Source organism: Arthrobacter rhombi (genome assembly GCF_039526245.1).
Taxonomy (GTDB): domain Bacteria; phylum Actinomycetota; class Actinomycetes; order Actinomycetales; family Micrococcaceae; genus Arthrobacter_H; species Arthrobacter_H rhombi.
This window is the reverse complement of record NZ_BAAAIV010000001.1, coordinates 81,779-100,539: the sequence shown is the minus strand read 5'-3', so window position 1 is coordinate 100,539 and position 18,761 is coordinate 81,779. Positions and strand designations below refer to the sequence as shown.

Annotated in this window: 13 protein-coding genes; 5 read left to right on the top strand and 8 right to left on the bottom strand. The window is 68.3% G+C overall.

From position 1 onward, the window contains the following. Window positions 1-121 precede the first annotated feature (121 nt). From ABD088_RS00500 to ABD088_RS00480, 5 genes are all read right to left on the bottom strand, one after another. Complete coding sequence (locus ABD088_RS00500; protein WP_343899356.1) at window positions 122-559, bottom strand: DUF4383 domain-containing protein; 438 nt, start codon at window positions 557-559, stop codon at window positions 122-124. A 144-nt stretch (window positions 560-703) separates the two neighbouring features. Further along, window positions 704-1,567: an anti-sigma factor gene (locus tag ABD088_RS00495; protein WP_343899355.1), complete on the bottom strand. Its 864-nt coding sequence runs from the start codon at window positions 1,565-1,567 to the stop codon at window positions 704-706. Further along, window positions 1,567-2,148, bottom strand: a complete 582-nt coding sequence (gene sigK, locus ABD088_RS00490; protein ID WP_343899353.1) for an ECF RNA polymerase sigma factor SigK — start codon at window positions 2,146-2,148, stop codon at window positions 1,567-1,569. The genes ABD088_RS00495 and sigK overlap by 1 nt, the downstream gene beginning before the upstream one ends. Window positions 2,149-2,311: 163 nt before the next feature. Continuing rightward, a complete protein-coding gene (locus ABD088_RS00485) occupies window positions 2,312-3,010 on the bottom strand; it encodes a fasciclin domain-containing protein (protein ID WP_343899351.1) in 699 nt (232 codons plus the stop codon). 320 nt (window positions 3,011-3,330) lie between these two features. After that, a complete protein-coding gene (locus ABD088_RS00480) occupies window positions 3,331-5,880 on the bottom strand; it encodes a hypothetical protein (protein WP_343899350.1) in 2,550 nt (849 codons plus the stop codon). A 115-nt stretch (window positions 5,881-5,995) separates the two neighbouring features. On the opposite strand from ABD088_RS00480, the gene ABD088_RS00475 reads away from it, so the two are divergent. Next, window positions 5,996-8,413, top strand: coding sequence for a phosphoketolase family protein (locus tag ABD088_RS00475; protein WP_343899349.1), 2,418 nt, complete (start codon window positions 5,996-5,998; stop codon window positions 8,411-8,413). Between the two features lie 28 nt (window positions 8,414-8,441). Here ABD088_RS00475 and ABD088_RS00470 read toward each other — a convergent pair whose 3' ends face one another. Then, window positions 8,442-9,365, bottom strand: coding sequence for an SDR family oxidoreductase (locus tag ABD088_RS00470; RefSeq protein ID WP_343899348.1), 924 nt, complete (start codon window positions 9,363-9,365; stop codon window positions 8,442-8,444). 90 nt (window positions 9,366-9,455) lie between these two features. Further along, window positions 9,456-11,906 (bottom strand): ATP-dependent DNA ligase, encoded by a 2,451-nt coding sequence (locus ABD088_RS00465; protein WP_372711025.1) that lies wholly within the window; start codon window positions 11,904-11,906, stop codon window positions 9,456-9,458. A gap of 64 nt (window positions 11,907-11,970) precedes the next feature. On the opposite strand from ABD088_RS00465, the gene ku reads away from it, so the two are divergent. From ku to ABD088_RS00445, 4 genes are all read left to right on the top strand, one after another. Then, entirely contained in the window at window positions 11,971-12,930 is a 960-nt protein-coding gene (gene ku, locus ABD088_RS00460; RefSeq protein WP_343899344.1) for a non-homologous end joining protein Ku, read from the top strand. A gap of 164 nt (window positions 12,931-13,094) precedes the next feature. Beyond that, window positions 13,095-14,150 (top strand): acyl-CoA dehydrogenase, encoded by a 1,056-nt coding sequence (locus ABD088_RS00455; protein WP_343899343.1) that lies wholly within the window; start codon window positions 13,095-13,097, stop codon window positions 14,148-14,150. Then, on the top strand, window positions 14,144-15,547 hold the full coding sequence (locus tag ABD088_RS00450; protein WP_343899342.1) for a PIG-L family deacetylase: 1,404 nt from the start codon (window positions 14,144-14,146) through the stop codon (window positions 15,545-15,547). The genes ABD088_RS00455 and ABD088_RS00450 overlap by 7 nt, the downstream gene beginning before the upstream one ends. Beyond that, window positions 15,540-16,328, top strand: a complete 789-nt coding sequence (locus ABD088_RS00445; protein ID WP_343899341.1) for a glycosyltransferase family 2 protein — start codon at window positions 15,540-15,542, stop codon at window positions 16,326-16,328. The genes ABD088_RS00450 and ABD088_RS00445 overlap by 8 nt, the downstream gene beginning before the upstream one ends. 279 nt (window positions 16,329-16,607) lie before the next feature. Here the strand turns inward: ABD088_RS00445 and ABD088_RS00440 are convergent, their stop codons facing one another. Then, entirely contained in the window at window positions 16,608-18,668 is a 2,061-nt protein-coding gene (locus ABD088_RS00440) for a catalase (protein ID WP_343899467.1), read from the bottom strand. Window positions 18,669-18,761: the final 93 nt, after the last annotated feature.

Here is an 18,761-nt window from a genome sequence, read left to right as displayed (position 1 = left end):
TTGACCTTCCTCGGTCTGTGGTGGCCGTGTCCGCGCTGCGGCGATGGCCTGCTTCTATGATGGCCCGTGCAGGCCACCTCGTCGCCCGAGCGGCGGCACGAGGTGGCCTGGGGGCTGGGGGTCAGGCCTTCTGACGGCCCAGGATGCCGCCCAGGGCGACCATTGCTGCGCCGAGGACGAGGTGGAGCCAGTTGTCGGCGTCGTTCAGCGGAACAAAGTTCGCCGGCGTCCCGTGGCCGACCAACAGGCCGTAGATCCACAGCACCAGGTAGACGATGCCGCCGATGATCAGGAAGCGCCTGGCCGACAGGGGGCCGCGGGCGAGGGTCAGTCCGGCGACGCCGAACAACAGGTGGACGATGTTGTGCAGGATCGACACCTGGAACAAGCCCAGGAGCATGGCCCCGGATTGGTGTCCGGCGAAGGTCAGTTCACCGATGTTGCTGGTGATGCCCGGAACGAAGCCGAGTACGCCGACCAGCAGGAAGGCTGCTCCGACGACGAGGGCGGCCAGTTGGACGTGGGTTCTGCCGGTGGTGGTGGCGTGGGTGGTGGCCATGTAATTACTCCTCGGGTGCGCCGCCCCGGATGTGCCCCGGGGCGTATGTCACCTGTACTTCGGAGCCGGGTCTACCGCGGATTGGACGTGGTGGCTTTTTGTTGCCGGTTCCGTCCAGTGGGCAGCAGAGGCCTCGCTGCGACCCTAGAGTTGCTGCAGCAGGATCGGGTCGGTGGTGGGCTGTTCCGACCCCTCGGCCGGTTCCACGGTGATCCCCAGGTGCGTGGCGGATTTCATCGATCCCTCGATCAGGGTGGTCCCCGAGCCGTCGAGCATGCCCATGGGCGTGGCTCCCTGGTCACCGATGAGCCAGAGCTCATACCCCTTGCCCGCTGGAGGGGAGGGCATGTCGCGGGGCGTCAGGGCGGCCAGGCCGGCAGATGCCGAATACGCGATCGTGACCTCGGCGCCGTCGTCCATCCGCTGGGTCGCGGTCTTCATGTCGGACGCGGCGGTGAGCTGTTGCATCTGTTCCTGATGCGCGTCCAGGGCAGCGAGCTGGTCCTTGAGCTGGTCCTGCTGCTGGTTCTGGTTGACCACGACACCGGTCAGCCCGCCGGCGGCCAACAGGCAGGCAGCGGCTGCAGCGGCCATGAACTTGGTCGAGCGCGGCATGCGTGCGGAACGGTCGGCACGCCGTGAACGCGCCCGGTCCAGGTCCAGGACGCCGGCTCCGGGTTCGGTCACCGGCGCACCCTGGGTGCTGGTGGGGGCAGCAACGTCGGCGGGGGGTGCGACCTCGGCGGGCGTTGCGGCGTCGGTGGCCCGGTCGACGGCGGGCAGCTGCGGGGTGTGCCGGATGGCGGCCATGATGTTGGCCTTCACGCGGGCTGGGGGTTCCACGGGAGTGGTGTCCGCGGCCAGCAGCGCAGCGGTCTCGCTGAGCGACCGGACCTCGTGGAGCGCGTCGTCGGAGCCGACGACCGCGTTCTCGAATTCCTCACGCTCGGCCGCGTCCAGGGCGTTGAGCGCGTAGGCACCAGTGAGCAGGTGCAGTTGCCGGTCCATCACGCCACTCCTAACTGGTCTCTGAGTTTGATCATGCCATCGCGTATTCGCGTCTTGACCGTCCCCACGGGAACCTCGAGGAGGGTGGCAACCTCCTGGTGGGTGTAACCGCCGTAGTAGGCGAGTTCGATGGCCTTGCGCTGCGCCTCCGACAGGTTCTTCAGCGCCACCTGCACCCGCTCGCCTTCGAGGTGGGCTTCGACGGTGTCCTGGACATCGTCATAGCTTTCCTCGAACTCCTTCACGCCCTGGCGCAGATCCCGCTCCCGGCTGCTCTGGCTGGCCCGGACCCGGTCGACTGCTCGTCGGTGGGCCATGACCATGATCCAGGAAACGGCCCGCCCGCGATCCGCGTCGTACCGTGCCGCCTGTTGCCAGACCTCCACGAAGACCTCCTGGAGGACCTCTTCGCATTGCGACTCGTCCCGCAGGACCCTGCGGATGAGTCCGAAGACCCGCGCTGAGACGTCGTCGTACAACGCTTCGAAGGCGGATTCGTCGCCGGAGGCCACCCGGTGGATGAGCTCCTCGTGGTCGGGGGAAGCGGTGTCGTCCGCTGTCCGGGACCAGGGCAATCTCATGGGTGCAATTCTTGCACGCTGTGCTCCCTGACGAGAACATGATGCGGCGGTTTGCCTCGGCGATCCGTAGCCCAGCGGGGTGCTTCCACACCCTTGCGGGACCAAGACCTCAGGCTCCGGTGGTCGAAACCCCCGGAGCCCGATGGCCATCGTGGATCCTGCGTTACTTCTTTGCCGGCGGCATCAGCACCTGGTCGATCAGGTACACGGTGGCGTTGGCGGTCTTCACGCCGCCGCAGATGACCGAGGCGTCGTTGACCTTCAGGTTGTCGCCGCTGCCGGTGACCTTGACCGTGTCGCCTTCAACCGTCTTGTGGGTTCCGGCGATCTTGTCGGGGGCGATCTGGCCGGGGACCACGTGGTAGGTCAGGACCTTGGAGAGCATGTCGGCATCCGAGACGACGCCGTTGAGGTCCTTCTTCGGGATCGCGGCGAACGCGTCGTCGACCGGGGCGAAGACGGTGAACTCGTCGCCGTTCAGGGTATCGACCAGGTCAACCTTCTTGTTGAGCTGACCGGAGACGGCCTTCGTGAGGGTCTTGAGCATCGGGTTGTTCGAGGCCGCGACGGCCACCGGGTCCTGCGCCATGCCGGCGACCGAGCCCTTGCCCTTCGGGACGGCCTTGGCGTAGGCGGCGCAGCCCGGGCCGACCAGTCCGGCTGCCGGGTCCATGTCCTCGGACATGGCCGAGGAGGAACCGGAGGAGGACTGGGACATGGGTGCTGCAGAGGAGGACTCCATCGCCTTTGATGAGGAGTCACCCGAGCCGGAGTCGTTGCCACCAGCGCAGGCGCTGAGGCTGAGCGAACCGACGGCCAGCAGTCCGAACAGTGCTACATATTTGCGGTTCATGGTCTTCATGGCTTTTCTCCTTGCTCCGGCGGCGTCCTGCCGCCCTGTGTCCCGCCCCGAGTCGGGTGGGCTGTCATGAAGTCATTCGGAGCCGAGGGGAGACCGGATTGGACGAATCGAAAAGTTTATGTGGCCGGATTCGCCAATACATCATGACGCCACACATGTCCAACCCCGGGCATGGGGAGAACTACCCATCGCGGGCACTCGGACGTTACCGTAGAGTAGCCATATCGGCATCGGAGCTGTTTTCCCCCCAAGATTGCTCCGATGCCGAGCACGCTTCAGCAGTGGGAGGCGGCCGGTGACCGGCCGCCTCCCACTGCCTTTTAATCACGGGCCCTCGCGTCGCCCGAGGATCCCAGCCGTTCGCGCAGGTCGGTGAAGGCCCGCGCATACGCCGTCGATTCCAGGTAGCTGCCGTGCGTGGCCGGCAGGAATTGGTAGGCCTGCTCACGGTAGGGCGCCGCGGCACGGTCCATCCCAGCCGCACCTCCGACATAGCGCACCGGGAATCCCAACGGGTCGGTGACCCGGTACAGATTGAGCCACCGGTCCCCCAACACACTGCCCAGTGAGCCGGGGAGCACGACGGCGGCACTCCCTGCCTGCCCGGGCCCACCCTGCTCCCGTTCCAGGTCCAGCTCCTGCGCAAGTTCCCCGTCCATCGTGGGCGGCCAGGGATCATGGGCGGTGGGTGACGGCGGGCCCGACGGAACCAGGGAGAGCACGTCCGGGCCGCAGACGCCCGGGAAGAAGCGGGAGAAGTAGCGGCGCAGCTGGCATCCATAGCTCAGCAGCCCGATGCGTTGCCGGTCGGTATCCGCCAGGCCCCGTGCACCGAGTTGGAACAGGGCCCCCACGGCCAGCACGATCCCCATCGAATGCGCCGAGATCACCAGCCCCCGCCCGTTCTCCTCGGCCGGAGGCTCCGGCGCCTCCCCTGCCGCGAACCAGTCAACGATCCGGTCCGCGAGTTCGGGCACCACGCGCTCGGCATAGCAGGACGGGCCAAACGGGTGCCCCTGGGTGGGCAGGAAACACATGAGGTCCCACAACAGTCCCAGTGGCCGGGCATCGGACCGGCGGGAGACCAGGTACAGGAGCACGACGGCGATCATCCCGGCCCAGAGCCCGGCATCTCCCAGGACCCGCACCACCGTCCAGGCTCCTGCGGCATCGGTGGGCGTGTCCTGGGGCATGAACACCAGGGCGCACCAGCCAACGCAGATGCCCACGAACACTGCCCAGCCGATCCACCCGACGAAGATCTCCATGCGCCGCAACAGTGCTGCCTGCCGGCGGGCCCGGTGGACTGCCTCCGCGGCGTGCGTCGTCATCGGGGCAGTGGTCCAGTGCCCGGCCCGTGCCACCAGGCGCTCGCGGATGGCCGCCACTTCTCCGGCCCGCAGAGCACGGCCGCGGCGATGCACTCCGGCCTGCCGCAGGGCCAGCCACGAGATGGCGACCACGAGCAGCACCAGGAAACCTGCCCCCTGCAGGACGTAGACCAGTGGCGGCTTCGGTCCGCCCAGGACCCAGCCGGCCCCCAGCACGACGGCGAAGGAGAGCAGGAGGGCAAAGCCGGCGGCCAGCGAACCGACTACGAACGGCCCGCGGCCCTTCCACCCCAAGGTCTCGCGGGCGGTCCGCGGCTCCCCCGGCGCCTCTTGGACATCGGCCCGGCGGGCCACGGCTTCGGCCTGGATCAGCACCGCCGCCAGGGTCAACGCGATGGCGAGCACCAGCACGGTGGCGGCCAGCGCTCCGGAACGTGAGCCCCGGGCACCCGACGGGTCGGCCACGCCCAGGACCATCACCGCGACCAGGAGCACCGCGCCGGCCACCAGGTAGGCGACATGCTGCCGGGGCCGGTCCCCCGCCACCTGGGCCTGCGGTTGGGTGATCCAGAGAACCCCACCCAGGGTGAGCAGCACCGCCAGGACGGTGGCGATCGGCCAGGTGACGGCGAATCCGGACCCGGCGCCCGCTGCTGCGTCGGCGTGGTCGAAGGCGACAATGGCGGCCAACCAGGCCAGCGCTGCACCGGAGTGGATCCGCCGCAGCCGGCCCATGCCGGAGCCGACCAGCCAGATGTCGCGTTGGGCCAGCAGCGGCGCGCCCTCGCTGACCGCGGAGGCCGAATCCGGGGGAACGCGCCCCGGCCGGGAGGGCCCGGTGAGGTAGCGGGTTCGTCCGAGCATCGGCAGGACCACCACCACGGCGAGCGCCACCAACGGCAGGGCCAGCAGCAGGGCGTCGCGGGCCCCGGGTCCCCACCCGGCGAGCGGGGCCAGCACTGCACGGGCGCCCGGACAGGTGGATGCCACGGCGGCGGACTCGCCGACCGGGCCGGTACCGAAACATTGCCGGGCCATCATGTCCAGGGCGACGGTGGCCGCCGTCGTGACGAACAGCAGGCTCAGCAGCAGCCCATACATCCTCAAGGTTCCCGCACCGCGTCCGGTGCTGATGGTGTGGGCGATCCACTGGTGCTGCCCCCGCATGGTGTCATCGGGGGCGGAGGAGCCGGTGCCGATCTGGGAGCGGGACCAGTAGGCGGTGTTGGCTAGCCCGTAGGGCGCCAACGCGAACCAGAGGACCTTGATGAGCGCGTCGCCGATCCTGCCCAGTGCCGGAAGTCCGGTGTACCGTGCCAGTCGCCCCCAGGCGTAGGCCTCCACCCGGCGGTCGGTCGGTGCGGTGGCAGGAAGGGGCAGCCGGTAGGTGGAAAACCCGGCCAACTGGTCCCCGCGGACCATCCGGACCTGTCCGGCCGTGGTGTCCAGCATCTCGTAGGCGGGCGTGTTCAGGACCCCGTGGATGCGCAATTCCAACAGGTTCGCCCCGCGCCCGGCGGCTTCGTTCCCGGTTCCCATGTCCCGGCCCCTTCCCACACATTTTCCCTGCTGCCAGTGAACCACGTCGGGCGGCGGCGCGGTCGGGCCACGCAGAACACTGACAGTCGACGCCGCCGGACCGTAGAGTGCGGACATGGACCCAAACACACCGCAGCAACCCGCCGCAGATAGCCCGGTCGTGGATGAGACCGGGGTGCAGGACCTCGAATCCTGGTGGCGGGCGGCCAACTACCTCTCCGCCGGCCAGATCTACCTGCGGGACAACCCGCTGCTGCGCCGGCCGCTGGAACCCTCAGATATCAAGACCCGCCTGTTGGGACATTGGGGCACGACCCCGGGGCTGAATTTCATCTACGCGCACCTCAACCGCGCCATCATCGCCGGTGACCGGCAGATGCTCTTCGTCACCGGCCCCGGCCACGGCGGCCCGGCCAACGTGGCCAACACCTACCTGGAGGGCACCTACACCGGGATCTACCCGGAGATCACCCGGGACGAAGACGGGATGCGCAAGCTCTTCCACCAGTTCTCCTACCCCGGAGGCATCCCCAGCCACGCTGCACCGGAAACCCCGGGATCGATCAACGAGGGTGGCGAACTGGGGTATTCGCTGGCCCACGCGTTCGGAACCGTCTTCGACAACCCTGACCTGGTCAGTGCCTGCGTCATCGGCGACGGCGAGGCCGAAACCGGGCCGTTGAACGGGGCCTGGCAGTCCGTGGCGTTCCTGGACCCGGTGCACGACGGCGCCGTGTTGCCGATCCTGCACCTGAACGGCTACAAGATCGCCAACCCCACCGTCCTGGCCCGGATGCCCGAGGAGCGGCTGCGCAAGTACTTCGAGGGGCTGGGCTACGCCCCGCAATTCGTCACCGTGGCCGACCCCTCCGACCACGCAGGAGCCCACCAGGCCTTTGCCGCGGCGCTCGATGCGTCGCTTCAGGACATCGCTTCCATCCAGACCCGGGCCCGCGGCACCGCCGCCGACGCAGGCGCACCCGGTGAGGACCCCGGCCAACCGGTCTGGCCGATGATCATCTTCCGTTCGCCGAAAGGCTGGACCGGCCCGGACGTCGTGGACGGCCAACAGGTCCAGGGCACCTGGCGGGCCCACCAGGTCCCGTTGTCGAACGTCCGCGAGAACCCCGGGCATCTGGCGAAGCTGCAGGACTGGCTGGCGTCCTACCGGCCCGACGAACTCTTCGACGCCACGGGAGCTCCCCGCCCCGACACCGTACGGCTCACCCCACCACCCGGCCTGCGCATGGGTGCCGCGCCGGCATCCAACGGAGGCAGGGTGCTCCAGGACCTGGTGCTGCCGGAGCTGGCCGAGTACGCGGTGGCGGTGTCGTCGCCGGGCACCGAACGCGACGGCGCCATGGCCGTGCTGGGCACCTGGATCCGCGAGGTCATCACCCTGAACCCGCACACCTTCCGCCTGTTCGGCCCCGACGAAACGGCCTCCAACCGACTGTCGGCCGTCTACGAGGTCACCGACAAGGTCTGGCAAGCACAGCTGTACGACGGCGATGAGCACCTGGCCCGCGCCGGCCGGGTCATGGAGGTCCTCAGCGAGCACCTCTGCCAGGGCTGGTTGGAGGGCTACCTGCTCTCGGGTCGGCACGGGATCTTCAACTGCTACGAGGCGTTCGTGCACATCGTCGATTCCATGTTCAACCAACACGCCAAATGGCTCGAGTCCCACCGCAAGCTCGCCTGGCGCCAACCGGTCGCCAGCCTGAACTACGTGCTGTCCTCGCACGTCTGGCAGCAAGACCACAACGGGTTCTCCCACCAGGACCCCGGATTCATCGACGTCGTGGCCAACAAGAAAGCCGAGGTAGTGCGCGTCTACCTGCCCGTGGACGCCAATACGCTGCTGGTGACCATGGACCATGTGATGCGCACCCGCGACTACGTCAACGTCGTCGTCGCCGGGAAGGCACCGGCCCTGCAGTGGCTGTCCCTTCACGAAGCGGTCGAACACTGCGCCGCGGGCATCGGGATCTGGGACTTCGCCGGCACCGAGGTCGACGACGCCGCCCCCGAGGTGGTGCTCGGCTGCGCCGGGGATGTCCCCACCGCCGAGGTGGTCGCCGCCGCTGACCTGTTGCGCCGGGACGCCCCGGGCCTGCGGGTCCGGGTGGTCAACGTGGTCGATCTGATGCGTTTGCAGGATGAGGGCCAACACCCCCATGGTCTGCCGGACGCCGACTTCGACACCTACTTCACGCGGGATCGACCGGTGGTCTTCGCCTACCACGGCTACCCGTGGCTGATCCACCGGCTGACCTACCGCCGGGCCAACCACCAGAACATCCACGTGCGCGGTTACATCGAGGAGGGCACGACGACGACCGGGTTCGACATGGCGATGCTCAACAGGATCGACAGGTTCCACTTGGCCCTGGACGTGCTGGACCGGGTCCCGGGAATGGATGAACGCTACCCGGGCCTGCGCCAGCGCTACGAGCAGGCACTGGTCGATGCACGCGGCCACACGCGGATGTATGGCGAGGACTCAGCGGAAATCACCGGGTGGACGCTCTGAGGCGCGGACGCCCACCCGGCATTTCCGGCTACGGTGTGGACTTGCCACCGTTGACGTTCAGGGTCTCCCCGACGACGTAGCTGGACTCGGCGGAGGCCAGGAACACATAGGCGGGGGCCAGTTCCACCGGCTGGCCCGCGCGGCCCAGGGGCACGTCGTGGCCGAACGTGGGCAGTGCGTCCTTGGGCTGGCCGTCCGAGACCTGCAACGGGGTCCAGATCGGCCCCGGGGCCACGGCGTTCACGCGGATCCCCCGCGGTGCCAGCTGGGTGGCGAGTCCCTTGGTGAAGGCGTTGATGGCGGCCTTCGTCGAGGCGTAGTCCAGCAACGTCGGCGAGGGATCGTAGGCCTGCACCGACGTGGTGTTGATGATCGTCGCCCCGTCGGGGAAGTGCTTCAGGGCGGCCCGGCACAGCGTGAACATCGTCTGGATGTTGACCTGGAAGGTCTGGGCGACCTGTTCATCGTCCAGATCCTCGAGCTTCTCGATGGCGACCTGTTTGCCGGCGTTGTTCACCAGGATGTCCAGTCCGCCCAGGGCGTCGGCGGCCTGGTCGACCAAAGAGTTGCGGTACTCGGCGTCAAGCAGGTCACCGGCCAGCCCGACTCCGGTGCGGCCTTCGGCCTCGATGACGGAGATGATGTTCCGGGCGTCCTCCTCCTCGGCCGGCAGGTAGGCAATGGCGACGTCGGCGCCTTCCCGGGCGAAGGCGATGGCCACCGCAGCGCCGATGCCCGAATCACCGCCGGTGACCAGCGCCTTGCGCCCCGTGAGCCGGCCCGTTCCCACATAGGATTTCGCGCCCAGATCGGCCTTCGGTTCCAGCTTCGCATCCAACCCGGGTTCGGGCTGGTCCTGTTTCGGCGGCGAGATCTTCGGGTACCGCGTCACCGGGTTGTCCAGTCCCAGCTGAGCGGGGGCGTCCTGCGGGTTCGGTGTGCGCTTGTCCATGGGGTGACCTCCGGTCGTGGATGGATGTGCTTCCTGTTTTCACGCTAGGGGACACCGTCGGGCCGGGCAACGTTTCGTGCAGCCCCCCGCTCAGTCCCAGTGGACGTCGGCGGCCGCCTTGTCGGGCCGCCAACCGCGCCACACGGGATGGCGCAACCGGCCGTCCCCGGTGACTTCGCTGAACCTGACCTCGCCGACCAGCTGCGGCGACACCCAGGTCGCGTCCCGTCGATCCGCTGCCGGCACGTCATCTGCCGGTGGTGTCTTGCGGGTGATGCGCTCCAGCCGGGTCCGCGCGTCCTCCAGTTCCGTGCGGGAAAACCCCGTTCCGACCCGGCCCACATAGTGCAGGGCACCGTCGTCGTTCACTGCCAACAGCAGCGATCCGAGGGAATCGGCGCGGGAGCCGGTTCCTGCCCTCCAGCCGATGACGACGACCTCCTGGTGGGCCTCGTGCTTGATCTTGACCCAGCCGTGGCTGCGTTTACCGGGCAGGTAGCGCCCGTCGGCCTTCTTCGCGACGATCCCTTCCAGCCGCAGTTCGCGGCTGGTGTCGATGGCGTCCTGCAGGCTGCCGGTGTGGGCGATGGGGACGTGGATGTGTTCGCCCTCGGTGACCGCGTCGAACAGGGCGGTGCGGCGTTCGGTGTACGGCGAGCGCATCAGGTGGCGGACCCCGCCGTCGGCCTTGTCCGGCAGGCGGAGCGCGTCGAAGGCCATGAAATGCACCGGGATCTTGCCGGCCATCGCCGCGACCTCGCGCTTTTTGGTGAGTTTCATCCGCTGTTGGAGGCGCCCGAAGTCGGGGCGGCCGGAGGAATCCAGGGCCACGATCTCGCCGTCGAGCAGCGCGCCGTCGCCGACGAGTCCTGCCAGTTCCTGCAGTTCGGGGTAGCTGGCCGTCATGTCCTTGCCGTTGCGGCTGACCAGCGTCACGGCTCCGTCGGCCACGGTCGCGAGGGCCCGCACGCCGTCCCATTTCATCTCAAAGGCCCAGTCATCGTCGGCGTCCAGCTCTGCGGGCGTGCCCTTCGTGGCGAGCATCGGAGCCGGCACCCCGGCGTCGTCGGAAGAGCCCACGGGCGGGCGGACCGGCTGGTCCTTCATCAGGTGGATGAGCCAGTTCTTCTCCGCGCCCAGGCCCGGGGCATTGACCAGCGCGTAGCGGCGCGGGACCCCGCCGAGGCCGCCGTCGGGACGCCCGTGCAGCACGGCGATGACTTCCTTGCCCTCCCGCCATTTCTCGAGATCACACGTTCCGTGGTCCCAGAGCGTGACCTGCCCGGCCCCGTATTGCCCCTGCGGGATGGTCCCCTCGAACGATCCGTAATCCAGCGGGTGGTCTTCCGTCATGACGGCCAACCGGTTCTGCCCGCTATCCAGTGGTGGCCCCTTGGGCACGGCCCAGGAAACGAGCACCCCGGAGTGCTCCAGCCGGAAGTCCCAATGCAGGCTCGAGGCGTGGTGCTCCTGGATGACGAAGGACGGTGCGCCGTCCCGCTGCCGTGCCGGCTCGGCGGGCACGGGTTCGGGCGTCTGGGCCGCATCGCGCAGGGAACGGTATGTTCCGAGCCGGTCCGGGGCGGTGGCTCCGGACCAGCCCTGGTCGGCCAGGGGGTCGATGCCGTCGGCGACGCGTTTGAGCACCTCCTCATAATCCAGCTGCCGCAGCTTCGGGTCCCCGATTTCCTTCCAGGTGCGCGGGGCGGCGACCAGGGGACGGGACCTCCCGCGCAGCGAGTAGGGGCAGATGGTGGTCTTGGCCCAGCTGTTCTGGCTCCAGTCGACCAGCACCTTGCCCGATCGCCGGGACTTCTTCATGTCCGAGACCACCAGGTCCGGGTGGTCTGCCTCCAGCGAGCGGGCCAACTCATGGGCGACCTCGGATACCTGGGCGGAGGTGTAGCTGCCATCGAGGGGCGCATACAGGTGGATGCCCTTGGACCCGGAAGTGACCGGAACACTGTCCACACCCATGTCGGCGAGCAGTGTACGGCACAGCAACGCCGTCTCGGCGCATTCGGGTAGGCCGGCGCCCTCCCCCGGGTCCAGATCCAGCACCATCCGGTCCGGGTTGGCCGGAGGGCCCTCGGGGGTGAACCGCCATTGCGGCACGTGCAGTTCCAACGCAGCCAACTGCCCGAACCAGGCCAGCACCGCCGGCTCGTTGGCCAACGGATACGTGTTGGCGTGGTCACGATGCTCCAGTTCCCTGCGCGGAATCCAGTCCGGAGCCGAATCCTCCAGGTCCTTGCGGAAGAAGGCCTGGCCGGGTTGCTCCGGCGTGCCGACACCATTGACCCAGCGTTTGCGGGTCACCGGACGCCAGGCCGCCTGCGGGATGAGGACGGGCGCAACCTCGGCCAGGTAACGCAGGACGTCGGCCTTGGTGGTGCCGGTCTCGGGATACAGCACCTTGTCCAGGTTGCTGATCTTCAACTGACGACCCGAAACCCTGACCGTCTGTTCATTCGTCCGTGGTGACAAGGGGATTTCCTTCCGTCTCGTTCCACTGTGCCGCGAAATGCCGCGCGTGGCCATGGCACGCGCCCGGCAGGTGCCGCGAATGCTGGCGCCTCGGTGGAACCGATGTTTCACTGGGCCTATGAGGGCAATCTGGACGGGCGCTGTCGCCTTCGGCCTGGTCAACGTGCCGGTCAAGGCCTACGGTGCCATCGAGGACCACGACGTCGACCTGCACCAGGTCCACGACGCTGATGGCGGACGGATCCGCTACCAACGCCGGTGCGAGGTGTGTGGGAAGAAGATCGACTACGAGCACATCGACAAGGCCTACGAAGACGGCGATCGCACCGTAGTGCTCACGGACGACGACATGGAGTCGCTGCCTGCGGAGAAGAGCCGGGAGATCGAGGTCGTCCAGTTCGTCCCGAACGACCAGATCGATCCCCTGATGCTCGAACGCAGCTACTACCTCGAGCCGGATTCGAAGTCGCCGAAGGCCTACAAGCTCTTGCGCCAGACGTTGGAGGACACCGAGCGGATCGCGATCGTGAGGTTCGCGTTGCGCCAGAAGACCCGCCTCGGGCTGCTGCGCGTGCGGGGCAAGGTCCTGGTGTTGCAGTCGATGCTCTGGGCCGATGAGGTCCGTGAAGTCGACTTCCCGGCCACCAAGTCGGCCACGAAGATCAGCGACAAGGAACTGAAGATGTCGGCCGCCTTGGTGGAGCAGTTCAGCAACGATTTCACCCCCGGGGACTTCGAGGACGAGTATCAGGTCGAACTGCGCACCCTCATCGACGAGAAGATCAAGCAGGGTGACTCGTTGGACACGGACGCCACCTTCGGGGACCAGGAGGCCGCACGCGACGACGCGGGGTCCGGGTCAGGAGACGTCATCGACCTGATGGAGGCACTGAAGCGCAGTGTCGAGAAGAAGCGATCGGGCGGCGCCGACAAAACAGCGAAACCCGGGACGACGTCCGACGGCAAGAAGCCGAGCGGGAAGAAGTCCGCGGGAAAGAAGTCAACGCCCGCCAGTGCGAAGAACGACCGGCAGACGCGCCCGAGCGGCAAGAAGGGCACCTCGCAAAAGGGCGCCTAGGTGGGCACCGGGGCCGAAACGCCGACGTGGGTCCGCGACACCCCCACGATCCCCGGCCGCGGACGCACTGCCCCGTAGGATATGGCCCAGTGTGCACCGGGCCCTCCCGCCGACAACGCCCGGCGGAAGGCCCAGCCCGTGATCGACGAACCCAGGAGGCCACCATGGAAACACCCACCGTGCAGTTGACCACCGCAGGCTCGCTACCGGCCGCCGACGGGGCCTCCGTGGCATGGCTGGACGCCGCGGCGCGCTGCGCGGGCGACCCCGCGCCGATGCTCGCGGCGCTGCGGGCCGCCCCCGGAACACCGCCCGTTCCCGGTACCGGTGCCACCCTGGCGCTGTGGGAGCTGCTGGCCTCGGTCGCCGCCCTGGATCTGACGGCGGCGCGCACCCTGGAGCCCCATCTGGACGCCGCCGCCATCCTCGACCAGGCCGGCATCGCCTGGGTTCCCGGCACCACGTGGGGTGTTTTCGCCGCCGAGGGACCCGGCCTGCAGCTGGAGGCCAGTGCGGAGAACGACGACGGCAACTGGCTCCTCCACGGAGACAAGCCCTGGTGCTCCCTCGCCGGAAGCCTGGACCATGCGGTCATCACGGCTGTCGTACCCGGCGGACGCCGCGCCTTCTGCCTCGATCTGCACCAGACCGGCGTCGTGCCGGCGGCCTCGACGTGGGCCAGCCATGGCCTGGCCCACGTCCCCAGCGGGCCGATCCGGCTCGACGGCGTTGCCGCCCGGCCGGTGGGCGGCGCCGATTGGTACCTGCATCGCGACGGGTTCGCCTGGGGCGGGCTGGCCGTCGCGGCCTGCTGGTTCGGCGGAGCCGTCGGGCTGTACCGCACCCTGTTCCAAGCGGCCACGCGCCGTGAGCCGGACCAGGTGGCCCTGGCCTGGCTGGGCGAGGCCGATCGGCTGCTGGCCTCGGGAGCCGCATTGCTCGCCGACGCGGCCCACCAGGTGGACTCCGGCCGTGCCGGGTGGGCTGTGGCCCACCGGGTTCGCGGCCACATCGCCAGCCTGTGCGGGCGCATGCTCTCCCTCACCGGCCAGTCCCTGGGCCCGGGGCCACTGGCCTTCGACGCGGACCACGCGCGCCGCGTTGCGGACCTGACCGTCTACGTGCGCCAGCACCACGCCGCCCGCGATGATGCCTCCTTGGGCCGTCTCCTGCTCGACGATGCGGCAGCCGGGCAGGGCGCCGGAGTGAGCCCATGGTGACCTTCAGCCATGACGACGCCGGCACCCCGGAGAGCATGTGGGCCGGGGCAGGAGTCGGGCAGCTGCCGGAACTGGCGGCGGGAAGCGTCCCCGGTAACGGGGAACGCCTCATCGTGGTGGCCGCGCATCCCGACGACGAGTCCCTGGGTGCAGCCGGGCTCATCCATACAGCCCTCCACCGGGGAGCCACCGTCCAGGTGGTGATCTGCAGCGCCGGGGAGGCCTCGCACCCGCACTCCCCCACGTATACGCCCGCCCAGCTGGCCGCGTTGCGCCGCCACGAGCTGGACACCGCGCTGGGCCTGCTGCGGGAGGGTGCTCCAGATCCCGGACAACTGACCTGGCGCCACCTCGACCTGCCCGATGGGAGCCTGGCCGCGCACGCTGGTGCCCTCGATGACGCACTCGCCAGCGTCGTGGACGGACCCGCCGACGGAACGCCGGGCGACGCACCCACCGGCCGGACCGTGATCGCCGCCCCCTACCGCCTCGACGCGCATACCGACCACGACGCCGTCGGCACAGCGGCGGCACGGCTGGCCACCCGGAAACACCTGGGATTGTTGGAATTTCCCATCTGGTTCTGGCATTGGGGAACACCCGCACACACCGAATGGCGGGACTGGCAATCACTGCAGCTGGATGCCCCGACCCGCGATGCCAAGCGGGCGGCGCTGAGCGCACACCGCTCGCAGATCCTGCCGCTCTCGTCCGCTCCCGGAGACGAGGTGCTCCTCAGCGAGGCGTTCCAACAACATTTCCTGCGCCCCACCGAGACCTTCCGCTGGACCCCGCCGGAACCACGGGATTCCACGTCGGCGGCTCAGATCTTCGACGACCTCTACCGCCGCAGGCCCGATCCCTGGGACTACCTCGGAAGCGCCTACGAACACCGCAAGCGGGTCGTGACCCTGGCATCCCTGCCGCGGCCCGGCTACGACTTCGCCATCGAGGCGGGCTGCTCAATTGGGGTGCTCACCTCCGCTTTGGCGGAGCGCTGCTCCCACGTCCTGGGGATCGACGCCAGCCAAGTGGCACTGGACGCGGCAAGCACGCGCGTCCAGGCAGCCGAAAACGTCGAGCTGCTCCGCGCCGATCTTCCCGCCGGATGGCCACAGCAGATTCCGGGCACCGTCGATCTGGTGGTCGTCTCTGAAATCGGATACTTCCTCAGCCGGGACGAATGGAGGACGCTGCTCGACGCCGTGGCCGGGACACTACGCCCGGGAGGAGACCTGCTCTTGTGCCATTGGTTGCACCCCATCGAGGGCTGGGAGCTGGACGGCGACCAGGTCCACGAAATCGCCCGGTCCCTCGGCTGGAAGCGGATGGTCGAGCACCGTGAAGATGATTTCCTGCTCGAAGTCCTCCGCGCCCCGGGAGGTATCGGTGGCTAGAGCCGTGCCGCGGATCGGGCAGATCACCGTGGTCGTTCCGGTACGCGATGAAGAGGAACTACTCGGCATCGCCCTGGATCATCTCCGCGCAGCCATGGACCACGTGGAAACCGGTGGGCGGCGAAGGGCGCGGCTGGTCGTCGTCCTCGATGCCTGCACCGACAGTTCGGCACGCATCGCCGAGGCCGTGGCCGGGGTGGATCCCCGAGTCAGGGTCATCCACACTGCGGTGCGCGCAGTGGGTGCCGCCCGCGACCTGGGGGTTCGCACCGCATTGGCGGCCCTACCCACGACGTCCCTGCCCCGGCACTGGATCGCCAACACGGATGCGGACACCCGGGTCCCTGCCAACTGGCTCCAGGTTTTCGCGGACGCCGCCGACGCCGGAGCCGACGCCCTGGTGGGCACGGTCGAGCCCGATGCCGGCGACCTCGGACGGCAACGCTATCTGGCCTGGCAGTCGTTGTATGTCCGCAAGGACGGCCACCCGCACATCCACGGTGCCAACCTGGGCGTCCGCGCTTCGACCTACTGCGAGGTCGGTGGTTTCCCGCCGGTGCCCGGCGACGAGGACGTCCGCTTGGTCCAGGCCCTCCGCGCCCATGGCGCAGATGTACGGTCCAGTGCCCAGCTCCACGTCGTCACCTCGGGCAGGCTCCACGGACGAGTTGGCCACGGATTCGCCAATTTCCTGGCCGGTCTCCCCGTCGACGACGGCGTTCCGGAGGCGATGGTGCCGGTATCGACGTCATTCAAGGACACCAACGATCACAGCCCCTAGTGTCAGCCGGGTGGCCAACCAGAAGCGACCGAACACCCCGGCCCCGTCGTCGGCACAGGCGCCTTCCGTGTGGCGTGGCGACGTCGACCCGGAGTAGTTCGTTTGCTTCGCCACGCTGGCAACCCCATTCCAGCGCGCCCTCGGAGTCCGCGGCCAAGGCATCGGTGTATGTCCGGCGGCGCACATGGCATGGGACCCGTCGCGCCGGGCATGGGCCATCCGATCGGGGACCCGCTCATGGTCGACGTCGGTCATCTCCTCGCGCAGGTGGTGGTCCCGCTAGGCAAACCGTTCCCAGACCCTGTGCGACGCCAGCAGTTCGGCGATGGCTGGCACCGCATCCTCCGGGGATTCCTCCTGCACGCCCGGAGAGTCCGTGGGCAGACCGGAACCGGACATGACCCCCGCCCCCGGCCCGGCCAGGACGATGGCCTTGGCCTGCCGGAAGACCTCCTGTAGCAAGAGCACCAGCCGCGGGTCGAGGTCAGCGCCCTGCGGCGGAACCACGGCTCCAGCCTTCGTGTCCAGGTCCGGCTTCGCGTCCGGTCCAGCCGCAGGTGCGGCAGCGAGGATCAGCGCATCGTATTCGATGGACCGACCGGTCAGGAAGGTCCGGTCGACCGGCGAGCCGTCGGCGAGCCGTCCACCAGTCGGGGCGATGAGCAGCGGGGTCATTCCTGCAGCGTGCGTGGCCGCCAGCAGCGTCTCGATGACCCCGGCCTCCGTGGAGTGTTCGGCCACGATGCCAATCACCCGGCCATCCACGGGCCAGGTCTTGCCGACCTGTGAAACCGCAGGGCTCGGGTCCCGGTCCTCGACCTCGGTGTCCGGCGCGGGCGAGGGCAGGCCGAGCGAGGCGGCCACCCCGGCGCACAGCTCAGTATCGATGTTCGCCAGCGCCTGCACTTGGCGGGCCCGCACCTCCTCGCTGGTGCACTTGCCGAGCTCGAAGGAGTAGGCCTGCTGCACGTGCAGCTGTTCCTGCGCCGAGAGGCTGCGGTAGAACAACCGTGCCTGGCTGTAGTGGTCCTCGAAGGTGGCGGGATTGCGGCGTTCCTTCACCGACGCGGCGATGTGTTCCGGTACGTCGATGAAGGGCATCCGTGTCGAATCGCCCTCCCCCGCCATGAACGGGCACCCTCCGTCCAGGGAGTTCGGCTTGTACGGGGCAACGCCCTCATGGATGTAGGTCTGGTGCATGCCATCGCGCAGCATGTCGTTGACTTCGGCGTGCGTCAGATTGATCGGCAGTTGCGAGTAGTTCGGCCCGCCGAGCCGGGTGATCTGGGTGTCAATGTAGGAAAAGAGCCGGCCCTGCAGCAACGGGTCGTTCGTGACGTCGATCCCCGGAACCAAGTGGCCCGGGTGGAAGGCGACCTGTTCAGTTTCCGCGAAGTAGTTCGACGGGTTCCGGTCCAGCGTCATCTTGCCCAGCAGCTGCACCGGCGCGAGTTCCTCAGGTACGAATTTCGTCGGGTCCAGCAGGTCGATGCCCTCGAACATCTGCTCTTCGGTGTCCGGGAACACCTGCACGCCGAGTTCCCACTCCGGGAATGCCCCGGCGTCGATCGCCGTCGCCAGGTCGCGGCGGTGGAAATCCGGGTCGTTGCCGTTGGTGAGCAGCGCTTCCTCCCAGACCAGTGAGTGCACGCCCAGTTTGGGTTTCCAGTGGAATTTCACCAGCGACGTCGTGCCATCGGCGGCAATCAGCTTGAACGTGTGGACGCCGAAGCCCTCCATCATCCGTAACGACCGCGGGATGCCGCGGTCGGCCATGAACCACATGGTGTGGTTCTGCGCTTCCGTGTGCAGGGAGACGAAGTCCCAGAAGGTGTCGTGCGCGGATTGGGCTTGGGGGATCTCCAGATCCGGATGGGGCTTCACCGAGTGCACGACGTCGGGGAACTTGATGGCATCTTGGATGAAGAAGACCGGGATGTTGTTGCCGACCAGGTCGTAGATTCCGTCTTGCGTGTAGAACTTCGTGGCAAAGCCGCGGGTGTCACGCACGGTGTCGGCCGATCCGCGCGATCCGGCAACTGTGGAAAAGCGCACGAAGACCGGCGTCTCCACGCCTTCGACAAGGAACGACGCCTGGGTGAGGTGGGCTCCGGTCCCATAGCTGACGAAGCGTCCGTGGGCGCCGGCGCCCCGGGCGTGGACCACCCGTTCGGGGATCCGCTCATGGTCGAAGTGGGTGATCTTCTCGCGCAGGTGGTGGTCCTGCAACAGCACCGGGCCTCGCGGACCGGCCTTGAGGGAGTGCTCCGTATCCTGCAGCGGGGTCCCCTGGCTGGTCGTCAGGGTCTTCCCCTCTGGATGATCCGGCGCCGCGTTCATGTTCGCCTTCGAATGGGCGTGCGGGTCAGAGCTGGGAATGGTCATGTGCTTCCTCCAATGGAAAACCGCGATGCCGTCGAACACCGTCCACGA